At 53.9% G+C, this 18,104-nt stretch carries 10 protein-coding genes; 4 read left to right on the forward strand and 6 right to left on the reverse strand.

All coding sequences use genetic code 11. From position 1 onward, the window contains the following. Positions 1 to 34 precede the first annotated feature (34 nt). Genes G7Y39_RS07165 through dxs form a run of 3 tightly spaced genes read right to left on the reverse strand, consistent with a single transcriptional unit; the run spans position 35 to position 4,755 of the window. The gene (locus G7Y39_RS07165; RefSeq protein ID WP_165156480.1) at positions 35 to 1,489 is read right to left on the reverse strand and encodes a TrkH family potassium uptake protein; all 1,455 of its coding nucleotides are present in this window, start codon (positions 1,487 to 1,489) and stop codon (positions 35 to 37) included. Positions 1,490 to 1,498: 9 nt separating this feature from the next. Then, positions 1,499 to 2,836: a Trk system potassium transporter TrkA gene (gene trkA / locus G7Y39_RS07170; RefSeq protein ID WP_165156482.1), complete on the reverse strand. Its 1,338-nt coding sequence runs from the start codon at positions 2,834 to 2,836 to the stop codon at positions 1,499 to 1,501. A 20-nt stretch (positions 2,837 to 2,856) separates the two neighbouring features. Continuing rightward, entirely contained in the window at positions 2,857 to 4,755 is a 1,899-nt protein-coding gene (dxs, locus tag G7Y39_RS07175; RefSeq protein WP_165156484.1) for a 1-deoxy-D-xylulose-5-phosphate synthase, read from the reverse strand. Positions 4,756 to 5,017: 262 nt separating this feature from the next. Here dxs and G7Y39_RS07180 point away from each other — a divergent pair, with 262 nt between their 5' ends. From G7Y39_RS07180 to G7Y39_RS07195, 4 genes are all read left to right on the forward strand, one after another. Further along, on the forward strand, positions 5,018 to 5,311 hold the full coding sequence (locus tag G7Y39_RS07180; RefSeq protein WP_241159978.1) for a hypothetical protein: 294 nt from the start codon (positions 5,018 to 5,020) through the stop codon (positions 5,309 to 5,311). A gap of 21 nt (positions 5,312 to 5,332) precedes the next feature. Next, on the forward strand, positions 5,333 to 9,946 hold the full coding sequence (locus G7Y39_RS07185; RefSeq protein WP_165156488.1) for a translocation/assembly module TamB domain-containing protein: 4,614 nt from the start codon (positions 5,333 to 5,335) through the stop codon (positions 9,944 to 9,946). Between the two features lie 47 nt (positions 9,947 to 9,993). Then, entirely contained in the window at positions 9,994 to 12,324 is a 2,331-nt protein-coding gene (locus tag G7Y39_RS07190) for a BamA/TamA family outer membrane protein (RefSeq protein WP_165156514.1), read from the forward strand. A gap of 126 nt (positions 12,325 to 12,450) precedes the next feature. After that, on the forward strand, positions 12,451 to 13,773 hold the full coding sequence (locus G7Y39_RS07195; RefSeq protein WP_165156490.1) for a hypothetical protein: 1,323 nt from the start codon (positions 12,451 to 12,453) through the stop codon (positions 13,771 to 13,773). A 200-nt stretch (positions 13,774 to 13,973) separates the two neighbouring features. Here G7Y39_RS07195 and G7Y39_RS07200 read toward each other — a convergent pair whose 3' ends face one another. The 3 genes from G7Y39_RS07200 to G7Y39_RS07210 form a co-directional block, all read right to left on the reverse strand. After that, complete coding sequence (locus tag G7Y39_RS07200) at positions 13,974 to 16,130, reverse strand: MAC/perforin domain-containing protein (RefSeq protein ID WP_165156492.1); 2,157 nt, start codon at positions 16,128 to 16,130, stop codon at positions 13,974 to 13,976. A 66-nt stretch (positions 16,131 to 16,196) separates the two neighbouring features. Continuing rightward, the gene (locus tag G7Y39_RS07205; protein WP_165156493.1) at positions 16,197 to 16,682 is read right to left on the reverse strand and encodes a helix-turn-helix transcriptional regulator; all 486 of its coding nucleotides are present in this window, start codon (positions 16,680 to 16,682) and stop codon (positions 16,197 to 16,199) included. Positions 16,683 to 16,946: 264 nt separating this feature from the next. Further along, the gene (locus tag G7Y39_RS07210; protein ID WP_165156494.1) at positions 16,947 to 18,104 is read right to left on the reverse strand and encodes a 1-acyl-sn-glycerol-3-phosphate acyltransferase; all 1,158 of its coding nucleotides are present in this window, start codon (positions 18,102 to 18,104) and stop codon (positions 16,947 to 16,949) included.

Consider the following 18,104-nt stretch of genomic DNA (forward strand, 5'->3'; position numbering starts at 1 on the left):
GCGATGACCTGTATACTTTTCATGTTCAATAATTTTACTGTTTCCAAAAACCGGGGACTAATATCGTTAATACCGTAAATATCTCCAGACGCCCTGTTAACATCAAAAAGGACAGAAACCATTTCGAAAGCGTGGGGACATCCGCGAAATTGCCCACCGGTCCAAGCGTTCCCAAACCGGGTCCTATATTACTTATAGCAGAAACAGCGGCGCCAATCGCCTCCGAAAATTCCATTCCATCCAAAGATAGAGCCAAACAGCTCACCACGATTAACGTAATATAAGCGAACACAAAAGCTAACACACGGTGTACGATATCACCAGATACGACATGCCCGTTCATTCGTACCGGTATCACCGCATGGGGATGTGTCTGTTTCTTAAATTCATTGGAGAGATTCTTCGTTAAGATAACGAAGCGTCCCATCTTCAAGCCACCGCTAGTAGAACCGGCGCATCCACAAATAAACATCAAGATCAATGCGATAAACCAGAAGAACGGTCCCCAAGGGATATAGTCACCCGTTGCGAATCCACAGGTAGAAACCAAGGTCACCACTTGGAAAGCCGCCTTACGAAACGCATTCTCTACATCCGAAGCGAATCCAAGGTACAAGATCCACACCATGACAACGATAATAGCGCTTAAAACAAAAAAGAAAAACCAGCGAAATTCCTCATCTTTAATCAATTTCTTCACATTTCCATTAAAACAGAAATAAACCAATGTCATATTGGTAGCTCCGATAAACATGAAAATAGTTATTACATACTCTATGTAAGAGGAATTCCAATAAGCGATACTTGCATTTTTGGTTGAATAGCCACCGGTAGATATCGCTGTGAACGCATGATTTACCGCATCATACAAGTTCATCGGACCTGCCCATAAAAGGCCGACTAAGAAAAGTGTCAGAAAAACATACACCCCCCACAGGCGTTTAGCGACTTGCGTAATACGAGGACGAAAACGTTCATGGGTTATACCGGGCGTCTCGGCATCAAACATCTGCGAGGCCCCTCCTCCGAAAATAGGCATCAAGGCCACGGTGAATACAACCATACCGATACCTCCCTGCCACTGTGTAAGACTCCGCCAAAATAAGATACCTTTAGGCAACGCTTCTATATCCGTTAAAATAGTAGAGCCTGTAGTCGTAAATCCGGACATGGTCTCGAAGAAGGCATCGGTCACATTATCTACATATCCTCCCATATAGAACGGTAACATTCCAAATAAAGAGAATAAAATCCAAGTCAATGTCACGATCAACATTCCTTCCCGCCGACCAGCCGAATGTTCATTCGCCTTAAAGCCTATAGAGTAGAACAAAAAACCGATCCCGAATAAAATTCCGCTTGAGATAAGAAGCGGATACACATCACTTCCCCGATAAAGGAAGGCTACGACGGTAGCAGCCAGCATGAAAAAAGTCTCAAGGATGAACATCATCCCTAGCATCTTCACTATAAAACGTACGTTCAACATCACTATCAACTAGTTAAAGTAGTCCTCCAGCTTACGCATGGCCGTATCCAAGCAGAATACGACAACGTGGTCGTATGCCTGTATCTGAGTATCACCCTTGATCATCATAGGTTCACCGTCACGAATCAACCCACCGAGAGTCATATCTTTCGGCAGACGGAGATCCTTGACTTGTTTCTTGGTAATCTTTGAATCCGGGCGAGCCACCAACTCCGCCACATCCGCATTCGCAAAGGTCAAACATTTCACGTTAGAAACATCCGCATCCAGAAGAAATTGATAGATATGGCTGGCCGCTATCAGCTTTTTGTTGATAACCGAACCGATGTCCATACTTTCCGCCAATTGGATATAATCAATATTCTCAATCTTAGCGATTGTCTTAAACACACCTAAACGCTTAGCGGCCAGACATGCCAATATATTCGTGCTGGAGTTTTCCGTCAAAGCTATAAAAGTCTGCGCATCCTTGATACCTTCTTGCATCAACAAATCAGTATCGCGGCCGTCTCCGTTTATAATCAAGACATTACTGGGCACTACCTCTGCGATTCGATGACTTTTCTCTTTATTCGTCTCAATCACTTTTACCCGGATGTTATTCGGCAAATATTGGCAAGCACGGATAGCGATACGGCTTCCTCCCATAATAATGACCTTCTTTACTTCCGGATCTTTCTTCCCAGCCAACAAGCGCACATCCTCTATATGGGAGCGGGTCGTCGTAAAGAACACGATGTCACCAGACTCTATCCGGTCTGTACCGCGGGGGATTATTGTCTCGTTCTTCCGCTTAATGGCGACAATATGATATAGCTTCTGCTCATTTAGCAATTCAGCCAATATCTGGTTCACCAAACGGGAATTATCCCGAATTTTAACACCAATCAGAATTAAAGCGCCACCAAACAGTTCCCAATATTGGCGTGTCCACGGACGGCGGACAGCGGTCACGATCTCCTTAGCCGCCAACATCTCGGGGTAAATCATCGAGTTGATTCCCAGTTTCTCGAAAAGCTCTTTATTTCTGGGTAGTAAATACTCGTAATTATTGATTCGAGCCAACGTTCGATGCGCCCCTAGATTATGAGCCAACATACAAGCCGTCACGTTGGTAGTCTCCTCGGGAGTAACACTTACGAACAGGTCCGCTTTCTTGATCCCCGCCTCCTCCAAATCTCTAAGCGAAGTCGGATTCCCGACCATAGGGAGAATCTCCATGCTAGATTTTGAGAAATTCAGCCGTTCCTCATTCGGATCCATCAAAATGATGTCCTGATTCTCTTGAGATAACATTTTCGCTAAATGTGTACCTACTTCTCCCGCACCGGCTATGACAATTTTCATATTTTATTAATTGACAATAATCAATTCTCCTTCTTCAACTGTTTCGCAATGCTCTCGGCATCCATACCACAGAATTGATACAGTTCTGGTATAGAACCATGCTCGATAAACGCATCCGGCACCCCGATGCGCTTTACATGAGGCGTATAGCCATTGTCTGCCATAAACTCAAGGACAGCGCTACCCAAACCTCCTTTTATCACTCCATTCTCTACCGTAACAATACGGTTATATTTCCGCCCGATCTCATGCAACAGCTCCTCATCCAACGGTTTCAAGTAGATCATATCGTAATGGGCTATCGATACCCCCTCTTCTTTCACCATCTCGATGGCCTTGATCACCTCGTTTCCGATCGGGCCGATAGAAAGTATGGCGATATCATCTCCGTCACGCAACTTTTTCCCTTTTCCGATAGGCAATACTTGCATCTCGTTGCGCCAATCTTTCATCTCTCCCTTACCTCTGGGATAACGGATTACGAACGGACCATCAAAAGCAGCATAACCTGTATACATCAAATTCCTTAAATCCAACTCATTCAATGGAGAAGCGATTACCAAATTCGGTATCGGGCGGAGATATGCTAAATCAAACACGCCATGATGTGTAGCCCCATCCTCTCCCACTAAGCCCGCACGATCCAGACAGATCACCATATGTAGTTTTTGCAAAGCTACATCATGGATAACCATGTCATACGCACGCTGCATAAATGAAGAATACACGTTGCAGAAAGGCATCATCCCCTCCTTCGCTAATCCGGCAGAGAATGTCACGGCATGTCCTTCTGCGATTCCCACATCAAATGCACGATCCGGGAAGGCTTTCATCATATAAGTCATAGAGCAACCGGAAGGCATAGCCGGCGTTACTCCTACGATACGCTCATCTTTCTCCGCAAGCTCTACCAATGTATGACCGAATACGTCTTGATATAATTGGGGTTCATCCAATTTGCGAACGATAATGCGCCGACCCGTTTCCTTATTGAACTTTCCGGGAGCATGCCATTCCGTCGCGGACTCTTCCGCTGGTTTAAAGCCTTTTCCTTTTTTCGTTTTGATGTGCAACAGCTTAGGGCCTTGCATATCTTTTATATCATTCAATACCTTCACCAGATAATTTACATCATGCCCATCTACCGGACCGAAGTAACGAATGCTGAAGCCTTCAAATAAATTATGCTGCTGGGTAAGTAATGCTTTGAGACTATTGTTAAGACGCAAGATGTTTTCCCGGCGATCGTTATTGATGAGCTTGATCTTCTTTAAGCCCCGATACACATCGTATCTCATTTTATTATAGGCTTGACTCGTCGTTATATCCACTAAATATTGACTAAGACCGCCTACGCTATGATCTATCGCCATATCATTATCATTCAAGATAATCAACAAATTATTAGGGTTGACAGAGGCGTTATTCAACCCCTCGAATGCGAGCCCTCCGGTCATAGCGCCATCCCCGATCACGGCGATCACGTGGCGATCCAATTCCTTCTTCAAGGCCGAAGCCACCGACATACCCATCGCCGCAGAGATTGAATTTGAGGCATGTCCGGCGATAAAAGCGTCATACTCGCTTTCCGCGGGATTAGGGAATCCGCTAATTCCTTTAAACTTACGGAGCGTATGGAAAATATTTTTCCTCCCTGTAAGTATTTTATGCCCGTAAGCTTGATGCCCGACATCCCAGACAATACGGTCATAGGGGGTATTGAATACATAATGAAGGGCGACTGTCAACTCTACCGTGCCAAGGCTTGCGCCCAGATGACCGGGATTCTCAGACAAAACATCGATAATATATTGACGCAAATCGGCACATACCTGCTCCAACTTATCCTGTGACAACTGTCTCAGGTCTTCCGGAAAATGAAGGCTATCCAATAGGTGTTCAACTTTGCTTTCAGCCATGTCTGCTAATTTTTCTGGCAAAAATACAGAATAAACAGCATATACAATAGTATTGTCCTGTCATTTCTTAGACAAAGGAGAAATCCCTATTGATTTTAGCCGCGAATCCTATAAAATTCCATCGCTGTGTTTTTTCAAGTTATAATATAGTCGTGAATATAAAAACAATACCTATTACGAATTTGTCCTCAAACGCTGCCTCTAAGAAATATTATGTTATCTTTGTATTATGTCCAACTAAAAAGACTGAGTCGTGAAAACGATGCCTTATTACTCAATCATCCTCTTATTATTCAGCGGTCAAATACTTTTGGCGCAGAATAATCGCACATTCAACGCAGAGCGTCGTTTTCAACCGGACGAGGCCCTGAAAGAAATTAAGGAAAGGGAACGAAACAAAACAGTGGGCTCAAGCGTTATGAGTAAAGAAGAGATGCAGAAAACCGGATGCCGGGATCTCTATTGCCTGCAACGAAAGATGAGCGGCATAGCATTCGCCGGTGAATACGGAGTAAGAGGCGCGAACGGAGCGATCGTCATAAAAACAAGCAGATAAGAAAAAGAGAAACATATCAACATGAGAGTATGGATTAAACGGATAGGGGTGATATGCCTAATACCGATCGCAGGGGTATTGTTGCTCTCCATATTACTGTATATACCTCCTTTCCAAAACTTCGCAGTACGAAAAGCGACCGAATACGCGGGGAAAGCGACGGGTATGCAAATCGGGGTCGAACAGATCAGGCTATCTTTCCCGTTAGACCTTACGGTTAAGGGTGTCGAGGTCGTGAATCCTCCTGCCGATACCTTATTAAGTCTACAAAGCTTGATGGTACGGGTTCACGCTCTTTCGCTCTTGCGGAAGCAAGTATGGGTAGAGGCCATCGATCTCCAGAACGTAAAGGTTCATACCGGGACTATGATCGAAGGGATGGAAATCAAGGGATTCTTGGGGAAGCTTCACCTGCACGCCGATCGTATAGACCTGTCCGAGGAGAAAGCCACATTGAATATTGTGGATCTATCCGATACCGCCATCACCCTTCTGTTAAATGACTCGACCTCGAAAGAAGACACGACATCCTCACCTCTGAACTGGATACTCAAGCTGGATAAGATTCGTTTGGAGCGGGTAGCTTTCGCCTTACAGATGCCCTCGGATTCTTTACGACTTACTGCTTTCGTAAACAAAGCCGGGCTAAATAACGGCCTCGCGGATCTTGGAGCGGAACTGTATCAGGCTGGAAACTTTGACCTGACAAATTCCACATTCGCTTATGACGGAAATTACGCAGCACCCGAGCAAGGACTCGATTTCTCCCACATCCGTTTGACGAACCTGAACACCGCTATCGATTCCATCCGCTATCATGGAAAAGAGATGAACGCTCGTATCAAGGCATTCTCCGCGGAAGAGCGTTCCGGCCTCAAGGTATCGGCATTGACGGGAAATGTCCGGAGCGACTCTGAACAGATCGACTTACCGGATCTGCTTCTCCAGACCCCGAATTCAGAAGCGAGATTGACTGCGACCATCCCGTGGAGCTCCTTTGAGGATCATCCGCTAGGGAGCCTGAAGGCCCGGTTAAGTGCCTCGTTGGGGAAAGAAGATTTATTGATAGCGGCAGATCCCCTTCCGGAGGATTTCAAGCAAGCCTATCCGGACAAGTCGCTCGTTATTACGGCCGGTGTGGAAGGCAACCTTTCCGGTATGCGTATCACCCAAGGCGATATCGTGCTGCCGGGAGCATTTCAGATGAACGTCACGGGCAGCATAGAGTCCGTGACAGATCGCATCCGGCGAACCGGTGACGTTCAATTCGAGGGCCGATCCGGCAACCTGGATTTTTTGCTGGCCCTGCTTCCCGCCTCCCGACGAGATCCGTTCGCCCTTCCGGCAGGCATTCAGTGGAAGGGAGAGGCTATGGTCGCAAATCAGGAATACCGTGCGGAGCTTCTCCTTACCCAAGATAAGGGCAAAGTGGATCTAACCGCCCGCTATGATCCGGTGAAACAAGCTTACGAGGCTCATTTACGGATCGACAGCCTGGAACCCACCCATTTCATGCCCAAAGACTCTCTGTTTTGGCTGACCGCCTCCGTCAAAGCGGAAGGCCGGGGCACGGACCCTTTCGCTGAACGGACATGGGCCAAGCTGGAGGGTACGATTTCGGATATACGCTACGGCGCCTCATCGGTATCGGACATATCCATCGAGGGCTCTCTGGAAAAGAATTTGCTACAAGTAGACTTGCTCAGCGAATACCCGTTGGCGAAAATGGAGGTCTCCTTAAACGCGACCCTCCGCAAGCGAGAAGTAAAAGCGATGTTGATAGCGGATGTGGAGAACGCGGATTTACGGGGTATGCACCTGATGGAAGATCCTTTCGCCACCTCTTTCCAACTCTTCGCCGAGGCGGAAAGCGATCTCGAGGAGAACCACAGGATAGACCTTACGCTGGGAAACTGGGAGGTCGTCACCTCGAAACAACGCTTCAAGCCGAAAACGCTCACCTTGCATGCCCGGACAGATGCCGATACCACCCGCGTGTCTTTTCACGCCGGAGATTTGGGGATCATCCTCACGGGTAACGATTGCATACATCACATCGCAGATCAGTTGACCAAGGTATCGGATGATATCGCCCTCCAGTTGGAACGAGACTCGAGCGTCAATCTGGAGATCCTTCGCCAGCTCCTCCCCGATATGTACCTCGAGGTACGGGCCGGGCAAGACAATCCGATCTACAACTATCTCCAAACCTATTACGTAGATTTCAAGAGCATCGCCATGAACGCCTATACCTCGCCGGAGACGGGTATACGCATGGATGCCTTCGTTTACGAGCTGGCACGGGATACGACGCGGATCGATACCCTACGGGCGGAGATGCGCCAAGATTCGCTCGGGCTACGCTATCACGCCCAAGCGATCAAGAATGCGTACAGGCGGCAACCCCCCTTCAGCGCCGGGCTGGAGGGGCAGATACGTCCGGGCTTCGGCGACGCCCGCCTCTATTTCAAGGACGGGAAAGGTAAGACCGGCCTGTCGCTCGGGATCCGGGCCGACAAGATACCAGACGGGGTCAAGTTCCATCTCTTCCCCGATGACCCGATCCTCGCATTCCGCCCTTTCAAGCTGAACCCGGACAATTACGTCGCGGTACGCGGCCTGAAGGATATCGAGGCGAACCTGCGACTCAGCGGAGAGAACAACGCCGCCCTCTGGATACACTCCCAAGCGGGAAGCGACGGGAGGAAGGAGGTCCACGCCGAGTTGAACCAGATCGACCTAGGAATTATCTCCAACGCATCCGGTTATCTCCCGCCGATGAAAGGCCTCCTGAACGCCGATTTCCAGTATGCGCCTTCCGACTCTGCCTTCCTGGTCGTAGCGGATATAAACGCAGATGATCTCTATTACGAGAACGAGCGGGTCGGCGAGCTCATGTTCAACGCGGTCTATCTGCCTCTGGAGCGGGGGAACCACCAAATGGATATGCACCTTTTCCGAGACCGGAAAGAGGTAAGCGCCATTACCGCCTTCTACCGGGCGGGCGAGACCGACTCTATCAGCGGTACAATCGAGTTCATGCACTTCCCCTTGGATATCGCCAACCCGTTCATTCCGGATGACATGGCGAAAATGGGCGGAGACCTCGACGGCACGCTCGCCATCAGCGGACAAAGCGATACGCCCCTGGCCGAGGGGTATCTGGTGCTCGATTCCGCCTCCGTCTATGTAGGCGCCGTAGGCTCTACCTTCCGTTTCGACGACAAGAAGATAGCGATAAAGCAGAACCGGATTTTGTTCGACCAATACGGCATTTACGCCTACAACAAGCAACCGTTTATCATCAACGGGACGGTGGACTTCAACGATTTATCCCGGATGACCGCCGATCTTAAATTGACGGCGAATCATTCGCAACTGCTGAACGCCAGGAAAAACGAGGAAAGCCTTGTCTACGGGAAGCTGTTCGTCAACCTGAACGCTACCGCACGCGGACCGTTGGACGCCTTAACCACGCGGGGAGACTTGCAATTATTGGGCGGGACGAATATCACCTACGTACTGAAAGACTCCCCGCTGACCGTGCAAGACCGCATGTCGGACCTGGTAACCTTCACCTCTTTCTCGGATACCCTGCGCCGGCGCATGCCTCGCAAGCCCCCGTTGCCGGTGGGGGGGATGGACCTGTTGATGACGATCCGCATCGATCCCGCCGTACAAGCGAACGTAGACCTGAGTCCTGACCCGTCCAACCATATCCGCCTGGAAGGTGGCGGCGATCTGTCCTTCCAGTATACCCCGCAAGGCGATATGCTCTTGAGCGGACGCTACACGCTATCCGGCGGGACCGTCAAATACGCCATCCCGGTTATCCCGTTGAAGGAGTTCAACGTACAGGAGGGCAGCTACGTAGAATGGACGGGCGACCCGATGGACCCGATCCTGCACCTTACGGCCACCGAGCGAGTCCGTACGTCCGTCACCCTCACCGGGCAATCCTCTCCCCGCCCGGTGAATTTCGACGTAGGCATCGAACTGACCCAGCGACTGGAGAACCTGGGGCTGCAATTTACCCTTACCGCCCCGGAAGACCTGGCGATGCAAGAGGAGCTGACCCTGAAAGGTCCGGAGGAACGGGCGAAGCTGGCCGTCAGCATGCTTGTGACCGGTATGTACCTTGGCGGCGGCGGCGACGGCAAGGTAAACGTGAATATGGGAGACGCCTTGACCAACTTCTTGCAAAGCGAGATCAACAACATCGCCGGAAGCGCCTTGAAGTCCGTGGATATCAGTTTCGGCATGGAGACGTACGATGATAATGGCGACGCCGGAGGCGGTACCCGTACCGACTACTCCTTCCGCTTCGCCAAGCGATTCTACAATGACCGCATCCGCGTGGTCCTGGGCGGTCGTATCTCTACCGGCGAGAACATCAACAACGGGCAGGCGCAGCCGTTCATCGACAACGTATCCGTAGAATACCGGCTGGACAGCAGCGGCTCCCGGTACGTCAAGCTCTTCCACGACAAGAACTACGAAAGCCTGCTGGAAGGCGAGATCACGGAGACCGGGGCGGGCATCGTGCTCCGTAAGAAGATGATGCGCCTCCGGGAACTATTCAACTTCAAGAAGACGAAAGTGAAACCCATAAACGACGAAAAAGAAACGGAATGAGAAGCATTTTAACCTATTTCAGGCAGGGCACCTCGCCTTATCGGGCGATGACGCCTACCCGCAGGCCGCCACGCGTCGCCGCCGGGAGCCTCCTGCTATCCCTACTTATCCTCGCCGCTTGCTCCACCACGAAGCACCTTCCCGAGGGGGCGGTCCTCTATACCGGTATCCGGGAAATAGAGGTGAGGAACGAAGATAAGACCCCACCCGGCGAGACCGCTTTGGAAGAGATCGAGGCCGCCCTGGCCTATCCCCCCAACAACGCCTTGCTGGGAAGCTCCTCGATCCGGGTGCCCTTTCCTTTCGGCCTGTGGGTTTACAACGCTTTCGTGAACAAGAAGGGGAAGGTCGGCAAGTGGATCTTCAACCAATTGGCGGCGAAACCGGTGCTGATCACCACCGTGAACCCGGAGGTCCGCGTCAAGGTAGCCCGGAATCTACTGAACGAGTACGGTTATTTCAAGGGCGAGACCGCTTTCGAGGTCATTCCCGATCCGAAGAATCCCCGGAAGGCGAAGCTGGCATATCGCGTCACCATGAACGATGCGTATACGCTGGACAGCATCCGATACGTCCCGATCCGTCACTGCGTCGACTCCTTGATCGATGCCGCGAGCGGCGACCGCATCCTCCGCGAAGGAGCGCATTTCAATGTTGTCCGGTTGCAAGCCGAGCGGGAGCGCATCTCCTCCCTGCTCCGCGACAACGGCTATTACTATTTCCGCCCCGATTTCATCACTTACCAGGCGGATACGTTGCTGAGCCCGGGGAAAGTGGCCCTGCGGGTGGCTCCGAAGGAGAGCCTTCCCCCCTCGGCCCTGCGCCCTTGGAAGCTCGGGGAGATCTCCGTCTGGCTCAACGGCTACCGGAACGAACCCCCTACGGACTCGATCCGCTACAAGGATCTTACGATCCATTACGAGGGCAAGCTAAGGGTACGCCCCTCGGTCATCTACAACCGTTTATACTTCAAGCCGGGCGAGCTTTACAGCCAGCGGGCACAGGAGCGGACGCAAACCGCCCTGTCTCGCCTGGGTATCTTCCGCTACGCCGAGTTGCACTATTCCCCCCGCGACACCCTGCCCCGCCAAGATACGCTGGACGTACGGATCAATACGGTCTACGATCTTCCGTTGGATGGCGAGCTCGAGTTGAACGTCACCGCCAAGAGCAACGACCAGGTGGGGCCGGGCGCCATTTTCAGCGTGACCAAACGAAACCTCTTCGGAGGGGGCGAGACCTTCGGCGTGAAGCTCCGCGGCTCTTACGAATGGCAGACCGGGAACAAGCTGGATGGCAGCAGCTCCAAGATCAACAGTTACGAGTTGGGTCTGACAACCACGCTGACCTTCCCGCGGGTATTGTTCCCCACGTTCAGTCAACGAGACCTGAATTTCCCGGCCAGCACCACCTTCCGCCTCTACGCGGACCAGATGAACCGGGCCCGTTTCTTCCAGCTGCTGGCATTCGGCGGCGATGCCTCGTATGAGTTCCAGCCTACCGCCACGTCTCGTCATTCCATCACCCCTTTCAAGCTGACGTTCAACCTGCTCCAGCACACCACGCACGAGTTCGACAGCATTACCGACGTGAACAAGGCCTTGAAGAAGAGTTTGCAAGATCAATTCATCCCGGCCATGAGCTATACCTATACCTATGACGACTCCCCGATTACCACTCGGCGGAACCATCTTTGGTGGCAGGCATCCGTCACCCAGGCGGGTCTCATCTTGGATGGGATTTACGCGTTGGCCGGGAAGAAATTCAGTCAGGAGGATAAGAAACTACTCGGCAACCCCTTCGCCCAGTTCATCAAGGGGACCGCCGAGATACGCTATGACTACGCCCTCGGGCACAAGCAGCATCTGGTCGGCCGGTTAATGGCCGGCGCCATCTACAGCTACGGCAACGCCCGCACCGCGCCTTATAACGAGCAATTCTACATCGGCGGCGCGAATAGCATCCGCGCTTTCACGATCCGTAGCATCGGCCCCGGACGTTACTATCCGGACAGCGACGACCATAAGTACGCGTATATCGACCGCACGGGCGATCTTGCCTTCGAGGCCAACCTCGAATACCGCTTCCCGATCCTGGGCGACCTGTACGGAGCCACTTTCCTCGACAGCGGCAACATCTGGCTGATCCGCGACGACCCGGAACGGCCCGGCGGACAACTGAGGCGGGGGAGCTTCCTCAAGGATCTGGCCCTGGGTACCGGCTTCGGCCTGCGTTACGACCTGACCTTTATCGTCATCCGTTTCGACGTGGGTATCGGCCTGCACCTCCCTTACGATACCGGGAAGAAAGGGTATTACAATCTCCCGAAGTTCAAGGACGGCATGGGCTATCATCTGGCCATCGGATACCCCTTTTAGTTGTTCCATTTATAGGATTTTGTGGTCTTATCCACGTTTTTTTATCGGCGATCGGTCAACCCTGATTGGAAATGAGATACCTTCGCATTCGCATTTTACTAACAAGATTAATTATTGAATAGAATCATGAAGAAGATTTTTTACTTAATGTTGGCAGCCCTTACGATGGGATCCTTCACCGCCTGCGACGACGATGAGGATATTCCTGAAATCATCAACCCGACGCCCGACGATGACAACGCTGAGGATACCCCTCCAATCGTCAACCCGGCGCCCAAGGAGCAATGGGGCAAGACGCTTCGGGGCGACGATCAGTCCCTTTTGGCGTTTCCTGATATCTACGCCAATTATTGGGAATACACCTATTCCTACAAGGATCATCCCAACATCGGCCTTCGCCTGACCGGAAAGTTCCCGAAGGCGCGTTTCTTCAACTTCACGGTTTACAACGACGAGACCCAGGTGGACATGTCCAGCATTGAAGACGTAAACATCCAACCCGACGAGAACGCCATCAACCCGTATGTGACGGAGACGAGCGACTACGCGTCGAACGGCTACACGGTTTACATCATTCCCGCCGGCACTCCTGCCAGCATGCGCGCCTCGATGAAGAACGTATGCGAATTTCCGGACGATCTCAACATGGTCTCCATTTTCATGCGTCTTTACTTGGCGAAACAATATAGCGGCGATGAGTATGGCGGCGCGGAGATGCCTGCTATCCAAGCGTTCGACGTGACTACCGGCAAGGACGTGGAGTTCCCGAAACGCGAGGTCTGCAACATCCACGAATCGTTGATTATGCCGCCGATGAATTTCTCCGCCGATCTGCCGCAACTCCCGTTCATGCGTGCCCCGCTGAGCCTGATGTACCCGAACGGCCCGGCCGAATACCTGTTCGCCCGCATCAAACTGAACGAGGGTGAGGTGGCTACTTTCCGCTTCATACCTCCCACGGCGCCGAAAAGCGTAAGCGAGTACGCCACGGCTGACGTACGATACTGGTCCATCTGCCTGGGATCGGCCGAGAGCTACTCGTACGTCTCTATTTACGACGAAGAGATGCCGAAGTTGGACAAGGAGGGTTTCGTAACCTTTGTCATAGCGGACGCCAACTCCGCCAAGCTGGCCGATCTCCAAGCAAAGGCGGATGCCAACGACGGCACCTATCTGCTGAAGTGGAACCGTAAGGAGCATGGCGATGGAATCCTTGCCCTGTATCGCAACATGGTGATCAACGAGAATTACCCGCATTCCATGCGCGAGCTGATGGAACCCGTTCCGCTAGCGGCCGCCGGCGGCGATATGAGCGGTTTCAAGCCGCAGAAGATGCTCGCCAAGTTCGCCATGGGCAAGTGGGGTCCGCAGGGCCATAAGTTCAGCGAGGAGGAGTTCTTGAGCGACAGCTTCAATTACGAAGATATCCGAGGTCCGGAATTGAAATAAATCAAGATATACCCTAATCAGTCGAGAGTCCCCTTGTTTTCCGGTTGGGGCCGGATTCGAGGGGACTTCTTTGTACCCATAAGGAAGGATCAGATCTCGTCCGGGCTTTGGTCGCCGTCGCCGGTGTCATCGCCACCGTCGCCCGGGATCGCGGGCTCGGGAGGGGCCGCTACGGTCGTAGCGATCGCTCCCGAGGGGTTTTACCAGTTTTGCGCCTTCTGGGCCTTCAAGGGGCGGTCGAGCGCCTCGTACACGAAGACGGGCAGGATCCACTCGCCGTTATGGCCCGCCAGATGATCGCCGAACCAGCTGTCATACTTGTTCGGGCGGTACGGGTCGCCGGCTCCGAGGATATAGGGCTTTTGGTCGCCCGCGCGATAGTTCGTCGTCCCCCAGAAACGCTCGAATTGCGTTTGCGTCAGGGTATAGGGCATGAGCATATCGGTGCCCGGCGAGGAGGCGATGACGGAATACTGGTCCCCGCTCTCGCGGGCGACGCCCACGCCGGTGATGACACGCCCGGCCTCGCGGTCGGCCTCCTCGGCGAACTTGAGGGAGACGTAATGGTTATCGATGGCCGACCAGTTCATGCCCGAGTCGGCATTGTCGCCCCGGATGGTATAGCCGGCGCTGCGGGCGGCGTCGCTATCGAGGAAGCGGATGTTGGTGATCGGGTCGCACTCGTCCACAAAATCGAGGGCTACCCACCAAAGCTGGTCGGTCGCGTCGCTCACGGCGATGTAATTGGCCGACGAGGTCTCCAGCATGCACCCCTTCCGCTCGTCGCCGGGCGCCTTGCTGTTGGCCACGAGTGGGGTATAGATGCGCTTCGTCATGCCGTCCGGCCCTACCATCACGCGTTGCTCCGGTTGTTCTTGATAGCCGTTCTTGGCACGGAGCATCATGAAGTCCGCCACGACCAGCTTCGGCTTGTCCGCCAGCTTCGAGTGGTCATCCACGTAGGCGTTGAGGTGCTCCATCAGCGCGTCCCGCCGCGGCTGGTTCTTCGTCAGGAAATAGAGGGGGACCAGGAAGCACTTGGTGGTATCGCCCCTGGGGGCGTAGCTGACGAGGTGAAGGTTGCTGTTCTCGTCGGCGATAGACTGGTCCCAACTCTCGAAGTCCATGGAGGCGTTGCCGCCGGTGATGATCATGATGCTCTCCTCCGACATGTGCTCGTTCAGCTCCGACTTCGTGCTGCCGCCCCCGGCGCCGATCTTGCCGCCGTGCGTGCCCATCACCCGGTAGTAGGTCTGGAGCCAGTTCTCGCCCGCTCCCGGCTGCGCCTCCGCCTTGACAGAGAGGTCCACCTCGGCGGCGACCACCGTCTCGTCATAGTAGTAGTTCTCCTTGCGGCTGTATACATAGGTATAGCTTCCGCCGAAGACCCCTCCCACCAGCACGTGCGTGCCATAGGTATCGTAAAGCTTGTAGATGCCCTCCTTGGAGTTGTCGTAGCGCTTGTAGAGGTCGCTGCCGGGATCATTCAGCAGGCGCGAGGCGGTGGTGGTGAGGAACGGCAGGAAAAGGTCGGGATTGGTGTCGGCGGTATAGATGGCGGTGGCCAGGTGCAGCTCCACCATCGGCTTGACATGGATGTCGACATGATACTCGAAGCGGTTGGAGGAGGTGCGGTTGTGCTGGAACCGCTCCTCGAGCGAGCCGGAGAAGAGCTTCGAGGTCGACAGATCGGGCGCGCCCTGGTGGATGAAGCCGAGGTTGCTCGCCGATACGCCGAACTCCTGCCACATGTTGTCCACCAGCTCCCGGTAGTCGACGCCGGAGCGCTCGCGCCCCCACGACTCGGCATGCGGGGTCTTCACGAAGGCCTCGGTGCCGTAGATCAGGTTGAAATCGAGGAAAGGCTCGTTGGGGGCGGCGAAGATATCGCCGGTCGTGTTGATCGTCTTGCCGATGTTGTGCATGTAGCCCGGGGCGTCGGCCGACGCGGATCCGTCCAGCCGGGGTTGCGAGACGAGGTAGAGGGTGTCCGCCGGGGCGTCGGCCGACTTGGCGGCGCCTCCCCGCAGGGCGATCTTCTCGAGGAAGGGCTTGCGCTCCACCCCCTGCTTGAGGTTGAGCACGAGGAAGCGGCCCTCCGCCCCCTGCCTTATCTCGTAGTCAAAATAGGTACCGCCCAGCTCGACGTCGCCGACGCGGTCGTTGTCCACCGGGATGGCGATCTCGCCCTCCCACGGACAGATGATAAACAGGCGGCTGCCCTCCGGCCCGACGGCGAGGTCGAACTCCGTCACCCGCTGGGGGACGTACACCGTCGTGTCATCGTCGGAACATCCCGCGAGGAAGGCCGACGCCACCAGCGCCAAGGCGCCGAGAAACAAAGATTTCCTTTTCATACGTGTTGTGTTTATAGGATTTGTAAAATTAAGGATTCATTCGTTCGCCGTCCCGCGGGGGCAGCGCTACTCGATCGCCCGCACCCAGTCGTCCAGGACCTTGGCATCCTCCGGCAGCATCTTCTGCTTCAGCCGGTAGCGGGTGGTATGCAGGCTCCCGACGGAGATGGACATCTTGTCGGCGATCTCCCGGTTGCTCAGGTTCATCTTGATCAGCATGCAAAGGGTCTCCTCCACCGGCGTGATACCCGGCACCCGCTCCCTGAGCCGCGGCAGGAACCCCGGGTAGGTCGTCCGGAAGGAGCGGTGAAACGCCCCGTCCTTTTTCCGGTCCGGATCGGCGGGGAGGCACGAGGCAAGCAGGTTCTCCTTCCGCAGCGGACACTCGGCGGCGTGGCGCTCCAACAACCCCTCCAACCCGCCGAGACACTCGTCGATCCGCTCGTCGATCCGCCGGCTCAACCGCCGCCACACCAGCAACCAGCCGACCCCGCTGAGGAGAAGCGGCAGCATCGCGCACACCATCAAAATCCGCAAGTAAGACTCTTCCATGTCGTTTTATTTTTGTCAGCCCCAAAGAAAACGATTCCTATCCTTATACGACGAATACTTTTTTGAGCAATCCTCTCAACAACGTCTCAACAATGGCGCTATTCGTATGAATTATACCCCCCTATGCCGGCGATATGCCCCCCGAAGGGTTTCCCCGTCCACAAAAAAATCCCCCCTTTCCGGTGGGTGCTGCCGAAGGCGGCAGGCTCGCCAAAAAGGGGGGATCGAAAGGCGGATCGCCCCAGAACGGCCGACAGGGACGGCCTATAAAGTGACCAGATGGTTCTTCAACGGGTTGGAATACATCTCCAGGAGCTTCTTGCGCAGGAACGCCTCGTCCTTGTCCGGCAAGACGATCTTGTCCAGCTGCCCCCGCAGGTAGTCCTCGAACCGCTGCTTGTCCTTCGGGCCGTAGTGCGCCTGGAAACGGCGGGTGCCGTGCAGCAGGTCATACGCCACGTAGTTGCAGGGGTAGAAGCGGTAGTGCTTGTAGATCTCCCGGTCGATGATGGCGGCGATGGCGCCGACCAGCTCGTTCTTCTCCATGCCGGGATCCAACCGGGCCAGGGAGCCGTTGATGGGCGACGCCAGGGTGAAATGGACGCGTCCCTTGTCGCTGAGGATGCCGGTCTCCATGCTCAGCAGGTCATCGCGCTGGCTCTTGACGAAGTCGGGGTTGTCCCGCTTCATCTGGAACTCCTTCGCCTTGAGGTAGTCGCAGGGATCGAACTCGTAAGAGATGGAGACGGGGACGATGTTCAGATCCATCAGGTTCAACAGCAGGTTCCCCTTATCGCCGCCGATGCTCAGCATCTTCAACACGCTGCCCTGCGTACGGTCGTCCGAATCCTTGGCGCGGCCCTCGCGCTGGGCGATCCAGACGGACTCTTTCGTCTCCTTGATCGCGTGATGGATATAGGCGGAAAGGGTCTTGCTGACCTCCAACATCTGGCGGACGGAGACGCCGCGCTTCACGATAAAGCTGTTGTTCAGGCGGACGAGCGTCTCGATCCACGGACGGATCAGCAGGTTGTTGCCGATCGCCACCTGCGTCATGCCGTAGCCTACGTCGTAGAGCATGACGTTCAAGAAGGAGGCATCCAATACGATGTCGCGGTGGTTGGAGATGAAGGTGCAGGGCTTCTTGTCTTTCGGCAGGCGGCTGCGGCCGGAGATCGTCAGCGAGAAGGTGGTCTTCTTCGCCACCGTCATCACCGCCTCGTACGCCAGCTTCGCCTTGAAGTCCTCTTTGGTCTTGAAGGAACGCATGGTGGCTGAAAACTCTTTCCAATTCACGTCCGGGTAGATGTACCGGAAGGCCCGCTCGAAATCTTCATTGGCAATCAGCGATTCGATCGCCTCTTTCACCTCGTCGTTGTTCAGCGGACGGATATCGTCGAAATCATTCATAGGAACTTCCAT

The organism is Parabacteroides sp. ZJ-118, assembly GCF_011038785.1.
Lineage (GTDB): Bacteria > Bacteroidota > Bacteroidia > Bacteroidales > Tannerellaceae > Parabacteroides.

Bases quoted from the DNA above. Each gene is read 5' to 3' on its own strand.
- G7Y39_RS07165 (WP_165156480.1), bottom strand. From the start codon at position 1,489: ATGTTGAACGTACGTTTTATAGTGAAGATGCTAGGGATGATGTTCATC.
- trkA (WP_165156482.1), bottom strand. From the start codon at position 2,836: ATGAAAATTGTCATAGCCGGTGCGGGAGAAGTAGGTACACATTTAGCG.
- dxs (WP_165156484.1), bottom strand. From the start codon at position 4,755: ATGGCTGAAAGCAAAGTTGAACACCTATTGGATAGCCTTCATTTTCCG.
- G7Y39_RS07180 (WP_241159978.1), top strand. From the start codon at position 5,018: ATGCCTTATTACTCAATCATCCTCTTATTATTCAGCGGTCAAATACTT.
- G7Y39_RS07185 (WP_165156488.1), top strand. From the start codon at position 5,333: ATGAGAGTATGGATTAAACGGATAGGGGTGATATGCCTAATACCGATC.
- G7Y39_RS07190 (WP_165156514.1), top strand. From the start codon at position 9,994: ATGACGCCTACCCGCAGGCCGCCACGCGTCGCCGCCGGGAGCCTCCTG.
- G7Y39_RS07195 (WP_165156490.1), top strand. From the start codon at position 12,451: ATGAAGAAGATTTTTTACTTAATGTTGGCAGCCCTTACGATGGGATCC.
- G7Y39_RS07200 (WP_165156492.1), bottom strand. From the start codon at position 16,130: ATGAAAAGGAAATCTTTGTTTCTCGGCGCCTTGGCGCTGGTGGCGTCG.
- G7Y39_RS07205 (WP_165156493.1), bottom strand. From the start codon at position 16,682: ATGGAAGAGTCTTACTTGCGGATTTTGATGGTGTGCGCGATGCTGCCG.
- G7Y39_RS07210 (WP_165156494.1), bottom strand. From the start codon at position 18,104: ATGGAAGTTCCTATGAATGATTTCGACGATATCCGTCCGCTGAACAAC.